This window comes from Pseudomonas sp. SK2, from assembly GCF_016772395.1.
In the GTDB taxonomy this organism is placed as follows: Bacteria; Pseudomonadota; Gammaproteobacteria; order Pseudomonadales; family Pseudomonadaceae; genus Aquipseudomonas; species Aquipseudomonas taiwanensis.
Genome location: NZ_CP061944.1, coordinates 109,219 through 130,542, shown reverse-complemented (window position 1 = coordinate 130,542; position 21,324 = coordinate 109,219). Strand labels below are relative to the sequence as shown.

Here is a 21,324-nt window from a genome sequence, read left to right as displayed (position 1 = left end):
CCTTTCGCCATCAGCGGCCGGTTCGCGGGTCTACCCGCGAAAGGCCGACACTGCCTCCCCATATGCCTTGTTGTAAACCCATGCCCCCAATACCCCACTTCGTCCAGCGCGTCATCGAACTGCTCAAACGCTACCCCGGCATCATCGCTCTCGGCGGTTTTCTTTCCGGTATCGGCAGTTTCATCCTGGTCGATCGCCAAGCCGGCCTGGCTAGCTGGGTAGCCGTTCTCATGCTGGTCAGTTGGGTCTGGCTGATGCTCGAAAACACCCTCACCGGCCTGTTCGCCCGCACCTTCAACCGCGAGATCCCACAGCCGCTGCTGCGTTACGCGACGCAGATGATCCACCAGGAAAGCCTGTTCTTCGTCCTGCCGTTCTTCTTCATCACCACCACCTGGAACAGCGGACAACTGGTCTTCACCGGCTTGCTGGGCGCTGCCGGACTGATTTCGATCATCGACCCGCTGTACTACAAGTGGCTGGCCCCGCGCCGCTGGCTGTTCCTCGCCCTGCATACCCTGACGTTGTTCGCAGCGCTGCTCACCGCGCTCCCGATCATCCTTCACCTGACCACAGCCCAAAGCTTCAAGCTGGCGCTGATCGCGGCAATGGCGCTGTCGTTCCCGAGCCTGGCCAGCAGTTTCCCGATCAACAACTGGCGGCGAGGCGTGGCGCTGGTACTGGTGACCCTGGCGGTTGGCGGCGGCGGATGGCTGCTGCGTTCCTGGGTACCACCGGCGACGTTGTGGATGACCGAAGTGGCAGTGAGCACTGAGGTGCTGAACCGCCAGCCGGGCGACTCGCTCGATGAAATTGCCGCCAGTCGCATCCGCAGCAGTGGCTTGTACGCCTACACCGCCATCAACGCACCTCGGGGCCTGAACGAGCGGATCTACCATGTGTGGCAGAAGGATGGCAAAGAGGTCGACCGCATCGCCCTCGACATCCATGGCGGGCGCAAGGAAGGCTACCGGGCCTGGACCCACAAGCAGAATTTCCCGCCCAACCCGGTGGGCAAGTGGCAAGTGCGAGTGCTGACCGAGGATGGCCAGGTCATCGGCGTGCTGCGCTTCAAGGTGGTGGACGACGCCGCGCCATGAGCTCAGGTCTTTTGTAGCCGTAGACAGCACATTCTCAACAAACCACTCCATGCCTGCTGCGCTATGATCAGGCTCTACGCCTAGCGGACCGTCAGTTGCATGGAGCCTATGACCACCCCAAGCGCCACCCTGGACACTAGCGTTCAACCGGCTTGCCTGCGCATTGTCGGTGACTGGACGCTGGCCCATTACGCCAGCCTCAAGCGTGCGAGCGAGCACCTGCGTACGCAATACGGCGCCGACACCATTGCCGACCTCAGTCAACTGGGGCGACTGGATACCGCCGGCGCCTCGTTGCTGGCCGAGCTGCTGGGCTCAGATCGGCTGTCGCGCTGTACCGACGACCTACCCGAGGCCAGCCGCGCCTTGCTCAAGAATGTCTACTGCTCGGTGCAGGACTACTGCATTCCGGTCAAGGAACCAGAACGCCCGGTACTGTTGCAGCTACTGGAACGTATCGGACGGGCGGTGGACAAACTCTGGCAGGACACCCGGCAGATACTGGGCTTCGTCGGCCTGATCCTGGAAACCCTCCTGCTGCGCGTCTTCCAGCCTCACCGCTGGAGGGTCACGCCAGTGGTCGCGCACATCGAGCAAACCGGCCTGGATGCAGCGCCCATCGTGGCGCTGCTGACTTTTCTGGTGGGGGCGGTGGTGGCGTTTCTCGGCGCTACGGTGCTGGCGGACTTCGGTGCAACCGTATTCACCGTGGACCTGGTGGCATTTTCCTTCCTGCGCGAATTCGGGGTGCTGTTGACCGCCATCCTCATGGCCGGACGGACAGCCAGCGCCTTCACCGCACAAATTGGCTCGATGAAGGCCAATGAAGAAATCGACGCCATCCGCACCCTTGGGCTGAACCCGATCGAACTGCTGGTGGTGCCGCGGGTACTGGCCCTGTTGATAGCCCTGCCGTTGCTGACCTTCCTCGCAATGATCTGCGGCATCGTCGGCGGCGCCGTGGTCTGCGCCCTGACACTGGATATCTCGCCTGCGATGTTCCTGTCGCTGCTGCAAAGCGACATCGGCGTCCAGCATTTTCTCGTCGGGCTGGCCAAAGCGCCGTTCTTTGCCTTCCTGATCGCCTCCATCGGCTGCCTGGAGGGCTTCAAGGTCAGCGGCAGCGCCGAGTCGGTCGGTGTACATACCACCTCCAGCGTGGTCCAGTCGATTTTCGTGGTCATCGTGCTGGATGCGGTGGCGGCGTTGTTCTGCATGGAGATGGGTTGGTGAATGGCCGGGATGCAGTGATTGAAGCGCGGGGCATCTGCAACCGCTTCGGCAGCCAGAGCGTGCACGAAAACCTCGACCTCGACCTTAACCGGGGCGAGATCCTGGCCGTGGTCGGCGGTTCTGGCAGCGGCAAGTCGGTACTGCTGCGTAGCATCATCGGCCTGCGCAGGCCCAACGAAGGGCAGGTCAAGGTGTTCGGCCAGGACCTGGCCAGCCTCAATGAGAGCCAGCGCTCACAGGTAGAGCGACGCTTTGGCGTGCTGTTCCAGAAGGGCGCCTTGTTCTCTTCACTTACGGTGACCGAAAACGTTGCCTTGCCCCTGATCGAGCACGCGGGGCTGTCCCGCGCCGATGCCGAGCACCTGGCCGGGGTCAAGCTGGCCCTTGCAGGGCTGCCGATTTCCGCTGCCGACAAGTACCCGTCGTCACTGTCCGGCGGCATGATCAAGCGCGCCGCACTGGCCCGCGCCCTTGCGCTGGATCCGGACATCCTGTTCCTCGACGAGCCTACCGCCGGCCTCGACCCCATCGGTGCCGCAGCCTTCGACCAATTGATCCTTACCCTGCGCGACGCCCTGGGCCTGTCGGTGTTTCTCATCACCCACGACCTGGACACCCTCTACACCATCACCGACCGTGTGGCCGTGCTGTCGCAGAAGAAGGTACTGGTGGCAGGACCATTGGCCGAGGTCGAGCAGACCGACGATCCTTGGATTCACGAATACTTTCACGGCCCGCGCGGGCGGGCGGCCGAACACGCCGCCACCAACGCGGCGCAGGAGCGCTGAACAATGGAAACCCGAGCTCATCACGTCCTGATCGGCCTGGTCACCGTCCTGGTGGTGGCCGGCGCCATGCTTTTTGGTCTGTGGCTGACAAAGTCCAGCGTCGACGACGCGTTCAAGGACTATGAAGTCGTCTTCAACGAAGCGGTCTCTGGCTTGTCCCGGGGCAGCCCGGTGCAATACAACGGGATCAAGGTCGGCGACGTCACCAGCCTGCGCCTCGATCCGAAGGACCCACGCCGTGTACTGGCCCGTGTGCGCCTCAGTGGCGATACACCCGTCAAGGAAGACACCCAGGCCAAACTGACCCTGGCTGGGGTGACCGGCAACTCGTTCATCCAGCTCAGCGGCGGCACGCCGAAGAGCCCGGAACTCAAGGGCAAGGACGGCAAGCTACCCGTCATCATCGCCTCGCCTTCGCCCATTTCGCGTCTGCTCAATGACAGCAGCGACCTGGTGACGAACATCAACATGCTGTTGCACAACGCCAACCAGATGTTCTCGGAAAGCAATATCGACCGACTGAGCAACACCTTGTCCAACCTGGAACAAACCACCGGTGCCTTCGCCAGCCAGAAAGGCGGCATTGCCCAGGCGATCGAGCAATTGGCCGAAGTCGGCAAGCAGGCCAGCGCCACCTTGGCAGAGACCCAGGCGCTGATGCACAACGCCAACGGCCTACTGGGCAAAGAGGGCAGGCAGGCCTTCGGGAGCGCCGAGCAAGCCATGCAGTCGCTCGCCGAAAGCACAGCGACCATCAACGAGCTGCTCAAGGACAACCGCGAAGCCCTCGATGGAGGCGCCCAGGGCCTCGATCAGCTAGCCCCCGCCATACGCGAGCTACGTGAAACCCTGAATGCGCTCAAGGGCATTTCCCGGCGCCTGGAGGCAGACCCGAGTGGTTACCTGCTGGGCCGCGACAACAACAAGGAGTTCCAGCCATGAAACCGTTGCTGCGCGTGATGGCCCTGGCGGCCACGATGGGCTTGGCCACGGCCTGCTCAATCCTGCCGAAAACCGAGCCTGTGGATATCTACCGCCTGCCAGTGAGCCAAGCCAGCCGAAACGTGGTGGCGGTGGACTGGTCACTGCGCCTGAACAAGCCACTGGCCAGTGAAGTGCTCGCCGGGCCGCGTATCGCCGTGATCCCCCAAGGTAATGTGATCAGCAGCTACAAGGGCGCCCGCTGGAGCGACCCGACGCCCCTGCTGGTGCGTAACCGGCTGCTCGATGGGTTCCAGCGTGACGGCCGGGTACAGCGCCTGAGCGCCGACGATAGCAACCTGCAGGCCGACTACGAACTGGCAGGTGAGCTGCAGGCTTTCCAGAGCGAGTATCGTCCGGGCGGTACGGTAGAGGTGGTGATCCGCTATGACGCACGACTGGTTCAGGGCCGTAGCCAGCGCATCCTCGCCAGCAAGCGCTTCGAGATCCACCAGCCGCTGGCCGGCACCGAGGTCTCAGCAGTGGTGGCAGGTTTTGGCGCGGCCAGCGACCAACTGGCCTCGCAGGTGGTGGACTGGACAGTGGCCCGCAGTGCCCAGGCTCAGGCGAAGAACCAGTAGCAGACGAAGATCGCCGCAATCACGCCGGACAGTTCGGCCAGCAGCGCGCAGCCAACCGCATGGCGCACGCGCTGGATGCCAACCGCACCGAAGTAGACCGCCAGCACGTAGAAAGTCGTTTCGGTGCTGCCCTGAATGGTCGCTGCCACCAGCGCCGGGAAGCTGTCCACCCCTTGCGTCTGCATGGTCTCGATCAGCATGGCGCGCGCGGCACTGCCCGAGAACGGTTTGACCAGCGCCGTTGGCAACCCCTCTACGAAACGGGTATCGAGCCCCATCCAGTTCACCGCGTGGCGTATGCCATCCAGCGCAATCTCCAGCGCCCCCGAGGCACGCAGCACGCCGACGGCCACCAGCATCGCTACCAGGTATGGCAGCAGGCTCTTGGCAACGTCGAAGCCTTCCTTGGCTCCCTCGACGAAGGCTTCATAGACCTTCACCCGCTTCAGCGCGCCAACCAGCAGAAACAGGATGATCACGCCGAACAACGTGAGGTTGCCCAAGATCGATGACAGGCTTGCCAGGGCGGCGGCGGACAATGTGCCGAGAAACGCCATGAAGGCGCCCAGCAACAACGCGCCAGGAACCAGATACGCCAGCACCACCGGGTCCCATAGCCGCAGGCGTTGCATCACTGCGACCGACAGCAGGCCCACCAGGGTAGAGGCACTGGTGGCCAGAAGAATTGGCAGGAACACCATGGTCGGGTCGGGCGCGCCTTGCTGGGCGCGGTACATGAAGATGGTAACCGGCAGCAGCGTCAGGGACGAGGCATTGAGCACCAGGAACAGGATCTGTGCGTTGGTCGCGGTGGTGCTGCTGGGGTTGAGCTCCTGCAGGGCACGCATGGCCTTGAGGCCGATTGGCGTAGCAGCGTTGTCCAGGCCCAGGCCATTGGCAGCGAAGTTCATGGTGATCAGGCCAAGCGCAGGGTGCCCCGGCGGCACCTCCGGCATCAGCCGTGCGAACAACGGGCCGAGGACTTTTGCCAGCCATTCAACGATTCCGGCCTTTTCAGCGATCTTGAGAAAGCCCAGCCAAAGGGTCAGGGTGCCGAACAGCAAGACCATGACCTCGACGGACAATTTGGCCATGGCGAAGATGCTCTCGACCATCGCGGCGAAAATACCGGCATTGCCAGCCAACAGCCACTGGGCCAGCGCGGACACCGCCGCCACCAGGAAAAAGCCGAGCCAAAGGCCGTTGAGCATCCGTGTATTCCCCCTGAAAAATGCCCGAATGATAGCGGAGATTATCCGCGAGGGCTGCGTCCCTGATGCAGCCCGTAACGCCCTCAGACAACAAAAAGCCCCGACAAGTCGGGGCTCTTCGTTCAGTACGTGAGGCTTAGTGCTTGGCGGTTTCGCCGACGACTACGGCTTCTTTCTTGCCTGCAGCCTGCACCAGCGATGTGTAATACGCCTCGCCTTTCTGAGCGTCGTACATACCCTGCCAGCGGGCAATGACCACGGCGGCCAGTGCGTTACCCACCACGTTCAGCGCGGTACGGGCCATGTCCATGATGCGGTCGACACCGGCGATGAACGCCAGGCCTTCCAGCGGAATACCCACGCTGCCCAGGGTAGCCAGCAAGACCACGAAGGACACGCCCGGCACGCCAGCGATACCTTTGGAGGTGACCATCAGGGTCAGTACCAGCATCAGTTGCTGGCCGATCGACAGGTCGATACCGTACAGCTGGGCGATGAAGATCGCTGCGATGCTCTGGTACAGGGTCGAACCGTCGAGGTTGAACGAGTAGCCAGTCGGTACCACGAACGAACAGATCGACTTCGGCGCACCGTACTTCTCCATCTTCTCGATCACGCGCGGCAGGACGGTCTCGGAGCTGGAGGTCGAGTAGGCGAGGATCAGCTCGTCTTTCATGATGCGCATGATCTTGATGATCGAGAAGCCAAATACGCGCGCTACCAGGCCCAGCACCATGAAGGCGAAGAAAGCGATGGCGAAGTACACCAGCAGCACGAGCTTGGCCAGGGGCAGCAGCGAGGCGAAACCGAAGTTGGCGACGGTAGCGGCGATCAGGGCGAACACGCCAATCGGGGCGTAGTTCATGATCATGTGGGTGACCTTGAACATGGTCTCCGACACGCCCTGGAAGGTACGCACCAGCGGCTCGCGCAGGTCGGCATTGAGGCTCGACAGACCCATGCCGAACATGACCGAGAAGAAGATGATCGGCAGCATCTCGCCACGCATCAGCGCTGCGAAGATATTGGACGGGATCAGATTGAGCAGGGTCTCGATGAACGCGTGCTCATGCTGCACTTCGGCCGCAGTGGCCTGGTACTTGGAGATATCGACGGTACCCAGGGTGCTCATGTCGATGCCAGCGCCCGGGTGGAACAGGTTCGCCAACACCAAGCCGACGACGATGGCGATGGTGGTCACCACTTCGAAGTAGATGATGGTCTTCAGGCCGATGCTGCCCAGTTTCTTCGCGTCGCCTACCCCGGCGATGCCCACGATCAGCGACGAAATCACAATCGGGACGACGATCATCTTGATCAGGCGAATGAAGATGTCGCCGGCGGGCTGGAGTACGTTGCTGATCCACCATGCCTTTTCTGCACTGAAATGGTTCAGTAGCGCGCCGACTGCAACGCCCAGAAGCAGACCGATCACAATCTGCCAGGCGAGGCTCAGTTTTGCCTTCTTCATGTCATTACCCTTTGTTGTAGTGGTCATGGGAGCCGGCTGGAGAGGCGCGTAACAGAGCCGTTCTTAACGTCTTCGTTAGCGTTTTGATTCCAACCGGAGACCGCATGTAAAGACACCGCTGCCGAGCATTCGGGTGCTCGACCAGCGAAAAAAGGCCGCAACTATTGCGATGGGGAAGGGGGAAATCTAATGCCGGAAACAGATACCCTATGCCGAATATGCATAACGCTTCTGTCCTTAAACCACTGTTCTCAAGCCTTTGATTTGTAACGTTCGGAATCCCGAACAAGACCAAACCGCCATTCTTAGGCAGATTTGACCGTACCCAAGCCGGGCTGAAAATGGCTTGTTCGACAATCCGAATGGCCGAAATGACACCTCTTGCGCCCTCTCGGCAGACGAAAAAAAATGGATATACGGTCGAGACAAAATGTGTCTCGTAGGAAAAATCCAGAAAGGGAATGGGACAAATCCCTATGGCGTCTCGGAAGCCCGACCGGTCCGAAGTGTCTTTCAGCTTTGAAGACACGACCGGTCCGGGACTTCCGAATCTGCCTTTCCTGACCCGGCCCATTGCTGGAGGCACTCCCTGTACCCCTAGGCCACTCCGATCCTGCAACAATCAGAACAGCCCGACCCCTTGGTCATGTGCAGCCCCTCCTCGGGGCAGCGCATCATAGAAGCGTGAAATATAGAAAGGTTCAGCTTCTATTTCGTGACAGCGCGCGCATCGGTGTCAGTACCACTTCGGATCGCGCTTGAGTTGCTCTTGCAGCATTGCCTTCATGCCGTCATCCGGGTCGCCCAACCAGCGGTACTGTGCATGGCGGGTCGGCGACTTGTCGCTCGGCAGGCCTTCGGGCACCTCCACGAGCATCCCGTAGGCATCGTCCTTATCCCAGCTGAAGGCCACGATGAGGCGTTTGTAGGTGCACTTGTCCGCCGATTCGCACAAAGGACCGACCAGGTAGCGATCACCGTCCTCGGTGACCGCCGACATCTGCTCCTGGGCACTGCCGCTCAGGTTGATGACCCAGTCTGGCAGCCGCTCCTCGTCCTCGATGGTGTGCTGCCACGTCTCGCGATATTGGGGGTCCGAGCCCAGCAGTTGGTCGACCCGGACCTGGCCGTCATTGGCCGCTATCGCCCCTGCGCTACCGCCCAACAGCAGGGCGGTAACCAGGGCGTTGCGAAGCATCCTGCTCATCTTCAACCTCGACCACGTCCAAAGAAGAAGGAGGCTACGAACAGCACCAGGAAGACAATGAACAGGATCTTCGCGATACCAGTGGCAGCGCCGGCAATGCCACCGAAGCCCAGCACAGCAGCGACAATGGCGATGATGAGGAAAGTGATAGCCCAGCTCAGCATGGTGGTTCTCCTTTCTTTTTTGAAATCAGCCCGTCAGCGTGCCTCAGAACACCCAACGGTCCTGCGGCACGACGTTTTCGAGAGTGGCAGGGGAAGTCTTGGCCGAAGGCAAAGGATCGGCTGCCTTCACCAGCGTGTTGGCACGGGTCGACTGGATCTGCATGATCAACGCCGTTTGAGCCGCCACTTGCTCGGACAGCCGTGCGGTCTGCCAGCTGTAGTGAAAGAGACCGGCAGCCAGCGTCAACAGCAGCGCCAGTGCAAGAAACAACGCCTGGCGAATGGGTAATGCTGCAGCTTGGAAACGGTCCACGGATGGGCGGTTCATGCCGGCTTCTCCTGCTGTAATTCTTGTTCAAACCTGAACAGGTAATTGCAGCCTGCATGCCAGACTTTTATTTTAATAAAAAGCTTTATAAATCATTTACTTATGAAACAAGCCGCAAGGCGCAGGGGACGTATCCTGCACGATGCCCCCTCTGGCATCGTGCGTATTGCACGATTCAACCCTCTACTTTGGTGGCTACTTTCAGCAGGTCGGCGTCGACGCCACGCACTCCAGAGATCTGTCGAGCGGTTTCCACCGCGATGCTCTTCTGCTCGCGACTGACCACTTCGCCAGAAAGCCTGACGAGCCCCTGCTCGCAGTCCACCTTTATATTCAAGCCATCGAGATTGCGACTGAACCTGAAACTGGCCTGGATCTTGTCCACCACCCAGCGGTCACTGGGTTGCGGCCCGGTTTGCGCTCCCACAGGCGTTTCCCTGGCCTTGGCCATGGCTGCGCTGTCCAGGCTGACCAGGTTGTTGACCAGATACACACCCTCGGTGGTCCGCGCCAGAACACCCGCCAACTCCTTGGCCTGCGCGCTATCGACCTTGCCTCGCAAAGTCACCACGCCCTCACTGCTTTGCACGTCTATAGGTGCCTGCTCGGTGGTGTGGCTCCAAAGCAGCCGCGCCTTTATCTTCGCCGCCAGCGTCGCATCCTCCAGACGCTGCGCGTAGGCACGCAGTTCAAGCGGTCGTTCCACCAGGTCGGCGTTGATCCGCAGCTGATTGTCGACCTCTTCGATCCCCCGAGTGGCAAGGGCAACCTTTTCTGCAAGCTGTCGCTCGACCTCGTTCTCGACTTCGCCGGCCAGTCGGGCCTGCTGGCCGTCGACCTCTACCTGGATACGAAACGGGTTCAGCATGCTGTTCAACGCCAACGCCGTTTGCAGGGCACCCTCCAGGCGAGCGTCATTCACAGGGTCAGCGAAAGCTGGGGGGAATGCTGGTAGCAGCGTGACCGCGAACACGGCCAGGCGGTAGGAAAAGGGCATGACTGCACCTCCTTCTGTAGGCAAAAGCTAAAAATCTTCGCAACCAATGTGCCATTCGACACCTCTAAGCCAATCATCGAGATATCGCGGCTTCACCGCGAAGATGGGCCATTGGCTAGCATGCAAAGGACAGAATCCGTCAATATTGACCATGCAACTTGCCCGATTTTTCCCACACTAATTGAAGACACATCCTAAGGAGCGCAGGAAATGGAGTCAGCCCAGGACACCCAAGGCCGCATTCTGCTGGTGGATGATGAGTCCGCTATCCTGCGTACATTCCGCTATTGCCTCGAGGACGAAGGCTACAGCGTGTCCACCGCAAGCAGCGCCGCCCAGGCCGAAGCCTTGCTTCAGCGCCAGGTGTTCGACCTGTGCTTCCTGGATTTGCGCCTGGGCGATGACAACGGCCTGGACGTACTGGCCCAGATGCGCATCCAAGCGCCGTGGATGCGGGTGGTGATCGTCACCGCTCATTCCGCAGTCGACACGGCGGTGGACGCCATTCAGGCCGGGGCTGCCGACTATCTGGTCAAGCCCTGCAGCCCCGACCAGTTGCGCCTGGCCACGGCCAAACAACTGGAAGTGCGCCAGCTGTCGGCGCGGCTGGAAGCCCTCGAAGGCGAAGTACGCAAACCAAAGGACGGGCTGGATTCGCACAGCCCGGCGATGATGGCTGTCCTGGAGACTGCCCGCCAAGTCGCCACCACCGATGCCAATATCCTGATTCTGGGAGAATCGGGCACCGGCAAGGGCGAACTGGCCCGGGCGATTCATGGTTGGAGCAAGCGGGCACGCAAGGCATGCGTCACCATCAACTGCCCATCACTGAACGCCGAGCTGATGGAAAGCGAACTGTTCGGCCATACCCGTGGTGCCTTCACCGGCGCCAGCGAGAGCACATTGGGGCGCGTCAGCCAGGCCGATGGCGGTACGCTGTTCCTCGACGAGATCGGCGATTTCCCGCTGACCCTGCAACCCAAGCTGCTGCGTTTCATCCAGGATAAGGAATACGAGCGGGTAGGCGATCCGGTCACCCGGCGAGCCGACGTACGGATTCTCGCGGCCACCAACCTGAACCTGGAAGAAATGGTGCGCGAAAGCCGTTTCCGCGAAGACCTGCTGTACCGTCTCAACGTCATCACGTTGCACCTGCCACCTCTGCGGGAGCGCAGCGAGGATATCCTGACCCTGGCCGAGCGCTTCCTGGCCCGCTTCGTCAAGGAATACTCCCGCCCCGCCAGAGGCTTCAGTGAGCAAGCTCGCACTGCGTTGCTCAATTACCGATGGCCGGGCAACATCCGCGAACTGCGTAACGTGGTGGAGCGGGCCAGCATCATCTGCCCGCAGGAGTGGGTGGAAATGAGCCACCTGGGAATGGGTGAACAACCTGCAGGCAACACCCCTCGGATCGGCGCGCCCCTCAGTCTGGATGAGCTGGAGCGCGCCCATATCGGCGCGGTGCTGGCCACCAGCGATACGCTGGACCAAGCCGCCAAGACCTTGGGTATCGATGCCTCCACCCTGTACCGCAAGCGTAAGCAGTACAACTTATGAAATGGTCGATGAAGCTGCGCACGCGGCTTTTTCTAAGCATTTCAACGCTCGTTACAGCATCTCTGCTTGGCCTGACCCTGGGTCTGGTCAGCGTGATGCAAATGGCGACGGTACAGCAGCAGTTGGTGAAAGAAGCGACCCACGCCCTGGAAATCGGCCTCAAGTTGCGGCAGAACCTAGGCGAACAACTGACCTTGATCCTCGATGAAGATACCGTCCCCGAGCATCTGCAATCGCTGCAGGACAACTTCCAGGCCCTGCTCGATCAGGGTCTAGCTCAGGGTGGTGAACAGAGCAGCTTCAGCAAGGCCAGTAGCCATTTTCAAAGCTTTCTGCGGGCCTATCGGGAAAGCGCCAATCCGGCTCGAAGCATGGGTGCGGATCAACCGCTTGGCGCGGCGTTTGGTCAAGTGCGCACCGACCTGATCGACTCCCACAGGCAAACGCTAGAGCTCATCATCCGCAGCGAAGAGCAGACGCGCAGCCGCGCCCTGCTGGTCAGTGGCCTGCTTGGCCTGATCGGCCTTGTAGTACTGGCGCTAGGGTTCGTCACCGCACACAAGATCGCCCGCCGCCTGGGCCAACCGATCGAGGCCCTGGCCCAGGCCGCCGACCAACTGGGCAAAGGCAACTTCAACGTCACCCTGCCGGTCACCCAGGCAGCCGAGCTGAACCAGTTGACTCGCCGTTTCGGGTTGATGGCCGAAGCGCTGCGCAAGCACCAGGAAACCAATGTCGATGAATTGATGGCCGGCCAGCAGCGCCTGCAGGCTGTGCTCGACAGCATCGACGATGGCTTGCTGATCATCGACCGCCAAGGCCATCTGGAGCATCTGAACCCGGTAGCACAGCGTCAGCTGGGCTGGAGCGACAGCCGTGTGGGCAGCAGCCTGGCCGACGCCCTGCAGCGCCCGGAGCTGGAACATCAACTGCGACAGGTATTGCGCGGCGGCAACCTCGATCGCCCCCCTGACGACCTGCAGATCGAAGTCGACGAAGAGTCTCGGCTGCTGACCTATAGCCTGACACCGGTCAGCCATCCACAGGGGCCAATTCTGGGCGCGGTGATGGTGCTGCACGATGTGACCGAGCAGCGCGCCTTCGAGCGTGTACGCAGCGAGTTCGTACTGCGTGCCTCCCATGAGCTGCGCACGCCGATCACCGGCATGCACATGGCATTCGGCCTGCTTCGCGAACGCCTGACATTCCCCCCGGATGCACGCGAGTACGACCTGATCGAAACCATCGGCGAAGAGATGCAGCGTCTGACCCAGTTGATCAATGACCTGCTGAACTTTTCACGCTATCAAAGTGGGCTGCAAAAACTCGAACTGGCGCCTTGCCCCATCGACGACCTGCTTGAACGCGCCAAGGCACGCTTCACCGAGCAGGCTGCGCATAAGCAAATCGAATTGGTCAACGTCCTGGAACCGCCATTGCCACGCATACAGGCCGACGTCGCCCAACTCGACCGGGTAATGGACAACCTGCTGCACAACGCCATTCGCCATACTCCAAACGGTGGAAAGATCCGCCTGCATGCACGGCGGCACGCAGAGCGAGTGATCATCAGTGTCGAAGACAATGGCGAAGGTATCGCCTATGGGCAGCAAGGCCGAATTTTCGAACCGTTCGTGCAGGTGGGCCGCAAGAAGGGCGGCGCAGGGCTGGGCCTTGCATTGTGCAAGGAGATCGTGCAACTGCATGGGGGGCGCATGGGCGTGTTTTCCCGCCCCGGACAAGGCACCCAATTCTATATGGCGCTGCCTGTCTGAACCCTCGCCCAACGCAAGTCAGTTTTCACCCCGCCGAGCTGCAACCTGTCTTCCGCGGGTCACCAGCTCGGCGAACTGCCGTGCGTTAAGTGGATGGGCGAACAACCAGCCCTGGCCGTAGTTCACCCCTTCGCTGTTGAGCAGCTCGGCCTGGTCTTCGCATTCGATGCCTTCGGCAATCACTCGCAGGTGCAGGTCATGGGCCATGCGAATGATGTGCGGTGCAACTCCGCTACTGGCGGCATCGTGCCCCAGTGCATCGATGAAGGCCTTGTCGATCTTCAGGCAATCCACGGGCAAGGTCTGCAGGTAGGCCAGACTGCAATATCCCGTGCCGAAATCATCGATCAGCACCTGGTGCCCCACGGCCCGCAACGCCTGCAGATTGTCACGGGCCACTACCACGTCGATCAGCCCCCGCTCGGTAACCTCGAAGGCGATCTGGCTGGCCGACACCCGGTGCAACGCCAATAACCGTGCAGCGACTCGCCCGATGCGCGGCACCATCACATCACAGGCAGCGAGGTTGACCGAGATGTACAGGTTGGGGTGCGAACGCAGCAACTGCCCAAGTTGTTCGAGCACACGCTGCAGGACGAAGTCGGTGATCTGGCATATCTGCCCGGTGTTCTCGGCCAGGGGAATGAACAAATCCGGGCTGGTCAGCGTCCCGTCTGGGCGGCGCCAGCGCACCAACGCCTCGGCCCCCACGCATCGTCGGCTGTCGAGTTCGAATATGGGCTGGTAAAGCACTTGCAGTTCGCCACGGCGTAGAGCGTTCTGCAATTCGGAACTCATCGAGCGCCGCTGCTGCACCAGCTGCAGCACCAGCCAACCGATGCAGCAGGCCGCCAACAGGCTGCCAGGAATCAGCAACCAGAGCATGCCGTTCATTTTCAATGGCAGGCTCGCCCGTGGAGCGATCAGCACCAACTGGTAATCCGGCGATTTCGTCGGCATGCGATAGATAAGACGGTCGCTCAGTTCGAGTAGCGTGTTCTCGCTGGAAGGCCAGGCAGCAGCGGGCGGCCAGACTTGCGGCGGGCCCAGCACCGGGATGGCTCGGGCACCATTGTCGAGCACGACCAGCAAGCTGCCGCCGGGGGGCAAGTCGACCACATCGGTCAGGTGCCCACGGGATGTCGAAACCACGAACCTGCCGCGCCCCAACATCAGCGCCGCCAGGTTTTCATCAGGCTCGGTGGTGGTGTTCAACCAATAGCTGTAGGTGGGGCCTCGAATGTCTGGCGCCCGCAAGGATTCGATGAGCCTTTCACCCCCCCGATTCGAACAGGCGATGTTGCCGTCGATGTATGCGGCCTCATAAATAAAGCGCGACCCGAGGCCGACTGCCTGCAAGGCCTGCAACATCGCCGCGTCACAGCCGCGCAAGGGCTGCGCCTGCAACGCATCGACGCCCTCGCGCAGCTGGCCGAATACCTGCTCTAGCCGCTCGAGAAATCGGTCGCCCTGCGCATTCATTTGCGCACTTTCGTTCTGCTTCATCTGTTGCAGGGCGATACCGAAGCTGGCAGTCAGCAGCACTGCGCCACTGGCCAACGCTGCCAAGGTGGCCAGCATCCAGGGACGGTAAAAAAATTGGCGCAGTGCAGTGAGCAAGGCTGACATCGCTAGCATCCAGTTGATTAACAAGGTATAGCAACTGGTTTGACACTCAGCCTGCCCGTTGAGCGGTGATTAAGGCGCGTGGGGGCGCCTGACTAACGCATGCGGTTGAGCACCTGCAGAATTGCGGCTGTCTGTGCGTCCGGCATGCCATCGAAACGCGCTGGACGGAAGCGCATCTGGAATGCAGCGATCACATGGCGGGTGGCAACGTCCAGCTCTGCGGTTTGCTCGATTGCGTAACCAAAACGGGCTAATTCTTGCTGATACCAGCCGATCGTGGGGGGATTAGCACTGAAATATGCTTGCTGGCGTGCTACCGCCGCGGCGTCTGGCCAAATCCCGAGGCCCGCTTCGGCCAGGCGCTTCCAGGGGAACAACGGCCCGGGGTCCAGTTTGCGTAATGGTGCGATATCACTGTGGCCAATAATGTGGCGCGGCTCGATGTGATTGCGTTTGACGATATCGTTGAGCAGGGCGATCAGCGACTGGATCTGCGCCTCGCTGTAAGGGTGCCAGACCCGACCATTGGGGGTGTCGGTGAAACCAGGATTGACGATCTCGATGCCGATGGAGCTCGAATTGAGCCAGGTTCGACCTTGCCACTGGCTGTCACCGGCATGCCAGGCCCGACGGCTCTCGTCGACCAACTGGTAGACCGTCGCCGGGCCGTCACCTATCAGGTAATGACTGCTGACCTCACCATGGGTCAGCAGCGCCAGGGAACGTTCAAGGGACGCATTGGTGTAATGCAGGACCACGAACTGGATTCGGTCGTCCTGGTTGGCGGAAACATGGCTGCGGTCGATGCGCAGGCCTGTGGAACAGCCCGCTAGGATCAACAGCATGCAAGCGGTGAATAAGGTTTTCATCGGTGGGAGCACGTCTGGAGGAGTCTACATCGTCGCTACAGTATAACGTGCTCCTTCCCGGCCATTAGGCTAAAGAGTGATTCAGCGTGTGCACAGCACCAGGAATTCCATCGAGTTGTCGCCACTGGGGCCTTTCACATCCACCAGTTGGGTCAGCACCGTTGCCTGCTCGGCCAATGGCTTGCCGATCACTTTGGCGTAGCCATGTACCAGCCTGTTTTCGCTGCTGGCATCGATCGGCGAGACCGAGCAGAAGCCGGGGTCCTGATGCACGATGCGCTTGTTGAAGAACAGCGTGTATTGGGTGAAGTAGTTGTCCTGAGGTTTGTGCTCGACCCTTTCGATCCACTTTGGCCATTGGCGCAACACACTGCCGTCACCGCCAATGTGTGCGGTCCACCAGGTTTCATTGGCCAGGGCAGAGGCCTGGTAGGCCAACCCCATCATTAGTACAACCCACGCTTTGAATGCTTTCATCGCTCGGCTCCTCATCAGAGATCGTTCCGTAACGACATGCACGACAGTGCACATGTCGGTTACGCAGTCTCGACCTCGTAGGCGCGATGAATGCGGTACTTGTTTATGCCATTTCGACCCGGTTACGCCCCAGGTCCTTCGCCCGGTACAAGGCGTCGTCGGCACGCTTGAGCACTTGGTCGGCACGCTCGCCGGAGCGGAAAGCGCTCACGCCAATGGAAGCGGTGATCACCACGCGCTCGCCCTTGAAGTGAAATGGGCACGCCTCGATGGCCGCGCGTAGCACTTCGGCGAATTGTTGACCGGCAGCCGGGGAGGTCTGCGGCAACAACAGGACGAACTCCTCACCGCCAAAGCGGGCGATGAAATCCTGGCCTCGCAGCCGCTTGCGCAGTTGGTCGGCAACGATCTTCAGCACCTTGTCGCCGGCCAGGTGGCCGTAGCCGTCGTTGATGCGCTTGAAATGGTCCAGGTCAAGGATAGCCATCAGCAGATGCCCGCCACCCTCCTGCCAGTCCTGGACCTCGCGCTCGACCCGCTCGGCCCAGGCTGCGCGGTTCGGCAAGCCGGTGAGCGGGTCGATAAGCGCCTTCTGCCGTTGCTCCTCCAGATGCTCACGGTAGCCAAGGGCTTCCTGCTCCATACTGGCCACACGTTCGGCCAGGCCCTGCAGGCGCCCTGCCAGTTCCTGTTCGCGGCGGTCGCGCTCACGCTGATGATCGTCAATGGTGACAGACAACCCCTCAAGACGGTTTTCCAGGATGTGCTTGAGGCTTTCCAGGTCCGCCGCGCCCTGTACGCTACTTTGCAGGCCATCGACCTGTTCGCGCAGTTGGCTGTCCAGCTCACGGGCAGCGGTACTGTTGTCGGCGTGTCCGGCACTGGCTTCCTGCAAGTGGCTCTGGAAATTCTCCAGGCGCTCGTTGAGCTGTTGCAGGTAAGCCTCGAATTCGTGCTGACCGCTGTCGGTAATGGCCAGCATGAGCACTGCCAGGTCGTCGAGAACCGGGATCAGCTCATACCAGTTCAAGCCGCGCGCCACCCGCTCGCGCATTGCCAGGGCTTGTGCCTTGTGGCGCTCGGGCAGGCTCAGGTCGTCGAGCAGGCCAATCAGGGTCTGCTCGATATGCGCAGCGACCTGGCTGTAAGGTGGTTCGACAGCGTCGGGCAAGGCATAGGGGCCGTCCTCGCCAGCAGCATCCTCGACCTGCAACGAAGCGTCGACCAGTGAAGGCAGCTCGCCTTCCTGGAGCTGCTCAGACACGGGCAACGGCGCAGCGGGTGGGGCCGCCGGTGGCTCATGGCGTTGGTTCTCGACCAGTGCAGGCTCGGACAGCACGGTCGGTTCCGACTCTGCAACGGCTTCCGGCATTTGGGGCTGCTCGGCACTCACGGGCTCGGCAGGCGCTTGCAGCTGCGCCGCAAGCGGCTGCAGCTCATCCACATCGGGCGCTGGTGCCTCGACTACATCGGAAGCTGGCGGCGCGGGCGCGACGTCGAGCGAAGGAGGTACCGCGGGAACATCGGCCGCTGCCTGGTCTGCATGGACCAGTGCCTGCTCACCCTGCTGTTCGATTTCGCGATTACCGAACAGGCGCTGCAGAAACCCCGGCCGGGCTTCTTCCTCGGGTTTGCTCAGCGTGGACAGGGCGAGCCCTTGCAGACCGCTGAGCTCGCCGAGTAAAGGAGGCAGGTCGCGGGACTGGCTTACGCCGCCATCGAGTTTCTTGGCCAGCTTTTTCAATGATCTGGATACATCACCCGGCAATGGCAGCGTTTGCAACTGGCTTACCAATGACGTGAGCGCATCGCGGACCTGGTTCATCCGTGTTTCACGTCGCTGCTCGGAATCCAGAACGGCTTTTTCCAGGCGCGGAATCAGGCCGGCCAGGCCGGCGTCCATGTTGTCGCTGCGGATCACCTCGCGCATTTCCTTCATGCACTGGTCGACCGCCTTGTCGCTGCCTTCGGCTGCCAGGGTGCTGCGCACCAGGCCCCGGCGCAACAGGTCAAGTCGAGCATTCCAGCGACGCTCGAGCTTTTCCTGCTGTTCGATGCTTTTTAGATATTTTTCTTTCCAGCGCTCGGCGTCGATGGTCATGCCTGGATCCGCAAAAAGTGATGCATCTATGAGCTGTGATTACACGCTTTCGGCGAACGCTTCGAACACTTGAGCGCTCGAAACGCTTCTGCTGATCTACCTCAGGACCGGCAGCGTATCCACAGTCAATGCTTCAGGCAATCGGATCTCGACAGCGACGGGAAGGTGGTCGGAAATTGGCTGCGCCAGCACCTCGACCCGTTCGAGGGTCAAGCTCGGGCTGAGCAGGATATGGTCCAGGCAGCGCTGAGGGCGCCAGCTGGGGAAGGTGGCCTCGGCCTGCGGGGCGATCAGGCCCAGATCGCGCAGAGGCGAGTGGTCGAGCAGGTCGGTGGCATGGGTGTTCATGTCGCCCATCAACACCTGGTGACGATAGCCGCCGATCAGCTCGCGAATGTAGGCCAACTGCCTGGCACGGGTCTTCGCCCCCAGTGCCAGGTGCATCATCACCACGATCAGCGCGTCGTCGCCCTCGCCGAATCGCACCAGAATTGCCCCTCGCCCAGCCGGGCCAGGCAACGGATGGTCTTCCAGCAGATGCGGTTTGAGGCGGCTGAGCACCCCGTTGCTGTGCTGGGCGAACCGCCCGAGGTTGCGATTGAGCTGCTGGTACCAGTAGGGGAAGGCGCCCAACTGGGCCAAGTGCTCGACCTGGTTGACGAAGCCTGAACGCAGGCTGCCGCCATCGGCCTCCTGCAGGGCCACCAGGTCAAAATCGTTGAGCAGCTCGCCGATCTTTTGCAGGTTGCCCGCCCGCCCGTTGTGCGGCAGCAAATGCTGCCAGCTACGGGTCAGGTAATGACGGTAACGCTCGGTGCTGATGCCGACCTGAATGTTGAAGCTCAGCAACCGCAGGCGGCCATCCTCGGGCAGGCCAGGGGCCTGCAGGTGATGTTCGTTGACCTGCGGCTGATGCAGGCCAATGCCACGCGTGTTTCTGAAGCGGGGCATAGGGTTCGCCGCTTACTTAGCGGCGCGCTCCTTGGCGATCAGTTGGTCGGCGACGTTCAGGACGCCTTCCGGACCGCCTGCGGTACCCAGGTCGAAGCGGTACTTGCCGTTGACCACCATGCTCGGTACACCCGTGATTTCGTACTTTTTCGCCAGCTCCTTGGCCTGGTTGACCTGGCCTTTGATGGCGAAGGAGTTGTAGGTCGCCAGGAACTTGTCTTTGTCGACGCCCTGGGTAGCGAGGAAGTCAGCCATGTCGGCAGGGTCGGTCAGACGCTTGCGCTGGTTCTGGATGGCATCGAACACGGCGGCGTGCACCTTGTGCTCCACACCCATGGCTTCGAGAGTCAGGAACATCTGGCCATGGGCATCCCATGGGCCGCCGAACATTGCCGGAACGCGTTTGAAATTGACGTCCTTGGGCAGCTTGTCTACCCATGGGTTGATGGTCGGCTCGAAGTGGTAGCAGTGTGGGCAGCCGTACCAGAACAGCTCGATCACTTCGATCTTGCCAGGCACGGATACCGGAACAGGGTTGCTCAGCTCGATGTATTCCTTGCCGGCCACGGGCTCCGCAGCCTGGACGGCAGTCATACCGAATACGCTGGCAGCGACCAGCGCAGCGCTGAGAATCAGTTTACGCATGCTTTACTCCTGAGCAGTCATTGGTCGCCTCGACGCGACCTGAATTCAGACAGGTCGGGAAGGGCCCGAGTTCTGTAGTGTAACGGCTGCGGACTGAAAAAAGGGCGGTCCGGCCGCCCTTTCATCTTTGCCGTACAGCATTAACCGAATGTTAATGCAGGCCCTGGATGTAGCTGGACAACGCCTCGATATCCTTGTTGCTCAGCTTGCCGGCAATCGAGCGCATGGGCATGGCATCGCCATCATTGGTGCGATTGCCTTCGCGGAAGTCCGTGAGCTGCTTGGTCACGTACTGCGCATGCTGGCCCCCCAGGTGCGGGAAGCCGGCGAGGGCGATGCCAGCGCCATTGGGCGAGTGGCAGCCGGTACAGGCCGGCATGCCTTTCTCAAGGTCACCGCCGTTGAACAGGGCACGGCCCCGCTCGACCAGTTTTGGATCGGCCGCCCCCACGCTGCCTTTCTGACTGGAGAAATAGGCGGCGATATCGGCCAGGTCCTGGTCGTTGAAGTTGGCGAGCATGCCTGTCATTTCCAGCACGGTACGCTTGCCGGACTTGATGTCATGCAGTTGTTTTTCGAGGTAGCGCTGGCCTTGGCCGGCCAGTTTCGGGAAGTTCGGCGCCAGACTGTTACCGTCGGGGTTGTGGCAGGCACCACAGACGGCCGTCTTGGCCTGGCCGGCGGCGGCATCGCCTTTGATGGGGTCAGCAGCAGTGGCCGCACCTGCGACACCCATGGTCAACAGCAGACTCACGACTAGTTTGTTCATCAGCTAATCCAACACGGCTAAGGGTGAAATGTTATGTATCGGGACTGCCACTCATCCAAAGGATGACCAAACGGTAGTCCTCGGCACTGCAGTCCATGCACAATCCACGCGGCGGCATAGCCTTGAAACCCTGGGTAACATGCGCCACCAGTGTGTTCACACCTTGCGCCAGCCTTGGCTCCCAGGCTGCCCGGTCACCCCGCTTGGGTGCCTGTGGCAACTGCCCGGCGTGACAGGCCGCACACGTGCGGTTGTACAACGCCTCGGGATCCTGTGTAGCCTGTGCGCTGAAAAACGGTAGGAACATACCGACAGCAAGCAGCCATTTCGCCATGCGGAACGACCTGACAGGGTTGGGGGCCGCGCTGCGTTCTGATGCGCGAGCTATTGTTCGACACCCCATGCTCGATCTCCTTCGCTGGGAGAATGAGCACACAAAAACTGGGGCATTATATACTTCCGCCATCCAAACGGAAACGACACCGCTTGC

General features: G+C 61.1%; 21 protein-coding genes. 7 read left to right on the top strand and 14 right to left on the bottom strand.

The features are described 5' to 3' along the window. The first annotated feature begins 80 nt into the window (after positions 1–80). The 5 genes from IF103_RS00610 to IF103_RS00590 all read left to right on the top strand — a co-directional run bounded on the left by IF103_RS00610 (position 81) and on the right by IF103_RS00590 (position 4,683). On the top strand, positions 81–1,100 hold the full coding sequence (locus IF103_RS00610; protein WP_023378046.1) for a DUF5924 family protein: 1,020 nt from the start codon (positions 81–83) through the stop codon (positions 1,098–1,100). Positions 1,101–1,199: 99 nt separating this feature from the next. After that, complete coding sequence (locus IF103_RS00605; protein WP_202675795.1) at positions 1,200–2,333, top strand: ABC transporter permease; 1,134 nt, start codon at positions 1,200–1,202, stop codon at positions 2,331–2,333. Further along, complete coding sequence (locus IF103_RS00600) at positions 2,330–3,121, top strand: ABC transporter ATP-binding protein (protein ID WP_023378044.1); 792 nt, start codon at positions 2,330–2,332, stop codon at positions 3,119–3,121. Before IF103_RS00605 ends, IF103_RS00600 begins: the two co-directional genes overlap by 4 nt. Before the next feature lie 3 nt (positions 3,122–3,124). Continuing rightward, positions 3,125–4,063 carry an MlaD family protein gene (locus tag IF103_RS00595; RefSeq protein WP_023378043.1) on the top strand — a complete coding sequence of 313 codons (939 nt, stop codon included), beginning with the start codon at positions 3,125–3,127 and terminating at the stop codon, positions 4,061–4,063. Continuing rightward, positions 4,060–4,683 carry an ABC-type transport auxiliary lipoprotein family protein gene (locus IF103_RS00590; RefSeq protein WP_023378042.1) on the top strand — a complete coding sequence of 208 codons (624 nt, stop codon included), beginning with the start codon at positions 4,060–4,062 and terminating at the stop codon, positions 4,681–4,683. Before IF103_RS00595 ends, IF103_RS00590 begins: the two co-directional genes overlap by 4 nt. Here the strand turns inward: IF103_RS00590 and IF103_RS00585 are convergent. The 6 genes from IF103_RS00585 to IF103_RS00560 all read right to left on the bottom strand — a co-directional run bounded on the left by IF103_RS00585 (position 4,665) and on the right by IF103_RS00560 (position 10,061). Further along, positions 4,665–5,894 (bottom strand): spore maturation protein, encoded by a 1,230-nt coding sequence (locus IF103_RS00585; protein ID WP_023378041.1) that lies wholly within the window; start codon positions 5,892–5,894, stop codon positions 4,665–4,667. The two genes, IF103_RS00590 and IF103_RS00585, sit on opposite strands and share 19 nt — an antisense overlap. Positions 5,895–6,030: 136 nt before the next feature. After that, a complete protein-coding gene (gltP, locus tag IF103_RS00580; RefSeq protein WP_023378040.1) occupies positions 6,031–7,365 on the bottom strand; it encodes a glutamate/aspartate:proton symporter GltP in 1,335 nt (444 codons plus the stop codon). Between the two features lie 736 nt (positions 7,366–8,101). Then, entirely contained in the window at positions 8,102–8,572 is a 471-nt protein-coding gene (locus tag IF103_RS00575; RefSeq protein ID WP_041925428.1) for an inhibitor of vertebrate lysozyme family protein, read from the bottom strand. A gap of 2 nt (positions 8,573–8,574) precedes the next feature. Next, positions 8,575–8,736, bottom strand: a complete 162-nt coding sequence (locus tag IF103_RS00570) for a DUF1328 domain-containing protein (protein ID WP_003252966.1) — start codon at positions 8,734–8,736, stop codon at positions 8,575–8,577. Between the two features lie 43 nt (positions 8,737–8,779). Next, the gene (locus tag IF103_RS00565; RefSeq protein ID WP_027906625.1) at positions 8,780–9,064 is read right to left on the bottom strand and encodes a hypothetical protein; all 285 of its coding nucleotides are present in this window, start codon (positions 9,062–9,064) and stop codon (positions 8,780–8,782) included. Positions 9,065–9,239: 175 nt separating this feature from the next. Continuing rightward, on the bottom strand, positions 9,240–10,061 hold the full coding sequence (locus IF103_RS00560) for a BON domain-containing protein (protein ID WP_027906626.1): 822 nt from the start codon (positions 10,059–10,061) through the stop codon (positions 9,240–9,242). A 210-nt stretch (positions 10,062–10,271) separates the two neighbouring features. Here IF103_RS00560 and algB point away from each other — a divergent pair, with 210 nt between their 5' ends. Both algB and IF103_RS00550 read left to right on the top strand, forming a co-directional pair. Further along, on the top strand, positions 10,272–11,618 hold the full coding sequence (gene algB / locus IF103_RS00555; RefSeq protein WP_027906627.1) for a sigma-54-dependent response regulator transcription factor AlgB: 1,347 nt from the start codon (positions 10,272–10,274) through the stop codon (positions 11,616–11,618). Next, positions 11,615–13,393, top strand: coding sequence for a KinB sensor domain-containing domain (locus IF103_RS00550; protein ID WP_023378035.1), 1,779 nt, complete (start codon positions 11,615–11,617; stop codon positions 13,391–13,393). The genes algB and IF103_RS00550 overlap by 4 nt, the downstream gene beginning before the upstream one ends. Before the next feature lie 18 nt (positions 13,394–13,411). Here IF103_RS00550 and IF103_RS00545 read toward each other — a convergent pair whose 3' ends face one another. The 8 genes from IF103_RS00545 to IF103_RS00510 all read right to left on the bottom strand — a co-directional run bounded on the left by IF103_RS00545 (position 13,412) and on the right by IF103_RS00510 (position 21,168). Then, a complete protein-coding gene (locus IF103_RS00545; protein ID WP_023378034.1) occupies positions 13,412–15,022 on the bottom strand; it encodes an EAL domain-containing protein in 1,611 nt (536 codons plus the stop codon). 92 nt (positions 15,023–15,114) lie between these two features. Continuing rightward, positions 15,115–15,891: an N-acetylmuramoyl-L-alanine amidase gene (locus IF103_RS00540; RefSeq protein WP_104883086.1), complete on the bottom strand. Its 777-nt coding sequence runs from the start codon at positions 15,889–15,891 to the stop codon at positions 15,115–15,117. An 81-nt stretch (positions 15,892–15,972) separates the two neighbouring features. Continuing rightward, entirely contained in the window at positions 15,973–16,368 is a 396-nt protein-coding gene (locus tag IF103_RS00535; RefSeq protein WP_023378032.1) for a hypothetical protein, read from the bottom strand. A 103-nt stretch (positions 16,369–16,471) separates the two neighbouring features. Then, complete coding sequence (locus tag IF103_RS00530; RefSeq protein WP_023378031.1) at positions 16,472–18,469, bottom strand: GGDEF domain-containing protein; 1,998 nt, start codon at positions 18,467–18,469, stop codon at positions 16,472–16,474. A 96-nt stretch (positions 18,470–18,565) separates the two neighbouring features. Next, on the bottom strand, positions 18,566–19,420 hold the full coding sequence (locus tag IF103_RS00525; RefSeq protein ID WP_023378030.1) for an endonuclease/exonuclease/phosphatase family protein: 855 nt from the start codon (positions 19,418–19,420) through the stop codon (positions 18,566–18,568). 12 nt (positions 19,421–19,432) lie between these two features. Then, on the bottom strand, positions 19,433–20,065 hold the full coding sequence (gene dsbA / locus IF103_RS00520) for a thiol:disulfide interchange protein DsbA (protein WP_023378029.1): 633 nt from the start codon (positions 20,063–20,065) through the stop codon (positions 19,433–19,435). A 151-nt stretch (positions 20,066–20,216) separates the two neighbouring features. Then, positions 20,217–20,834 carry a c-type cytochrome gene (locus IF103_RS00515; protein WP_023378028.1) on the bottom strand — a complete coding sequence of 206 codons (618 nt, stop codon included), beginning with the start codon at positions 20,832–20,834 and terminating at the stop codon, positions 20,217–20,219. Between the two features lie 31 nt (positions 20,835–20,865). Further along, positions 20,866–21,168 carry a c-type cytochrome gene (locus IF103_RS00510; RefSeq protein ID WP_023378027.1) on the bottom strand — a complete coding sequence of 101 codons (303 nt, stop codon included), beginning with the start codon at positions 21,166–21,168 and terminating at the stop codon, positions 20,866–20,868. Between the last annotated feature and the right edge of the window lie 156 nt (positions 21,169–21,324).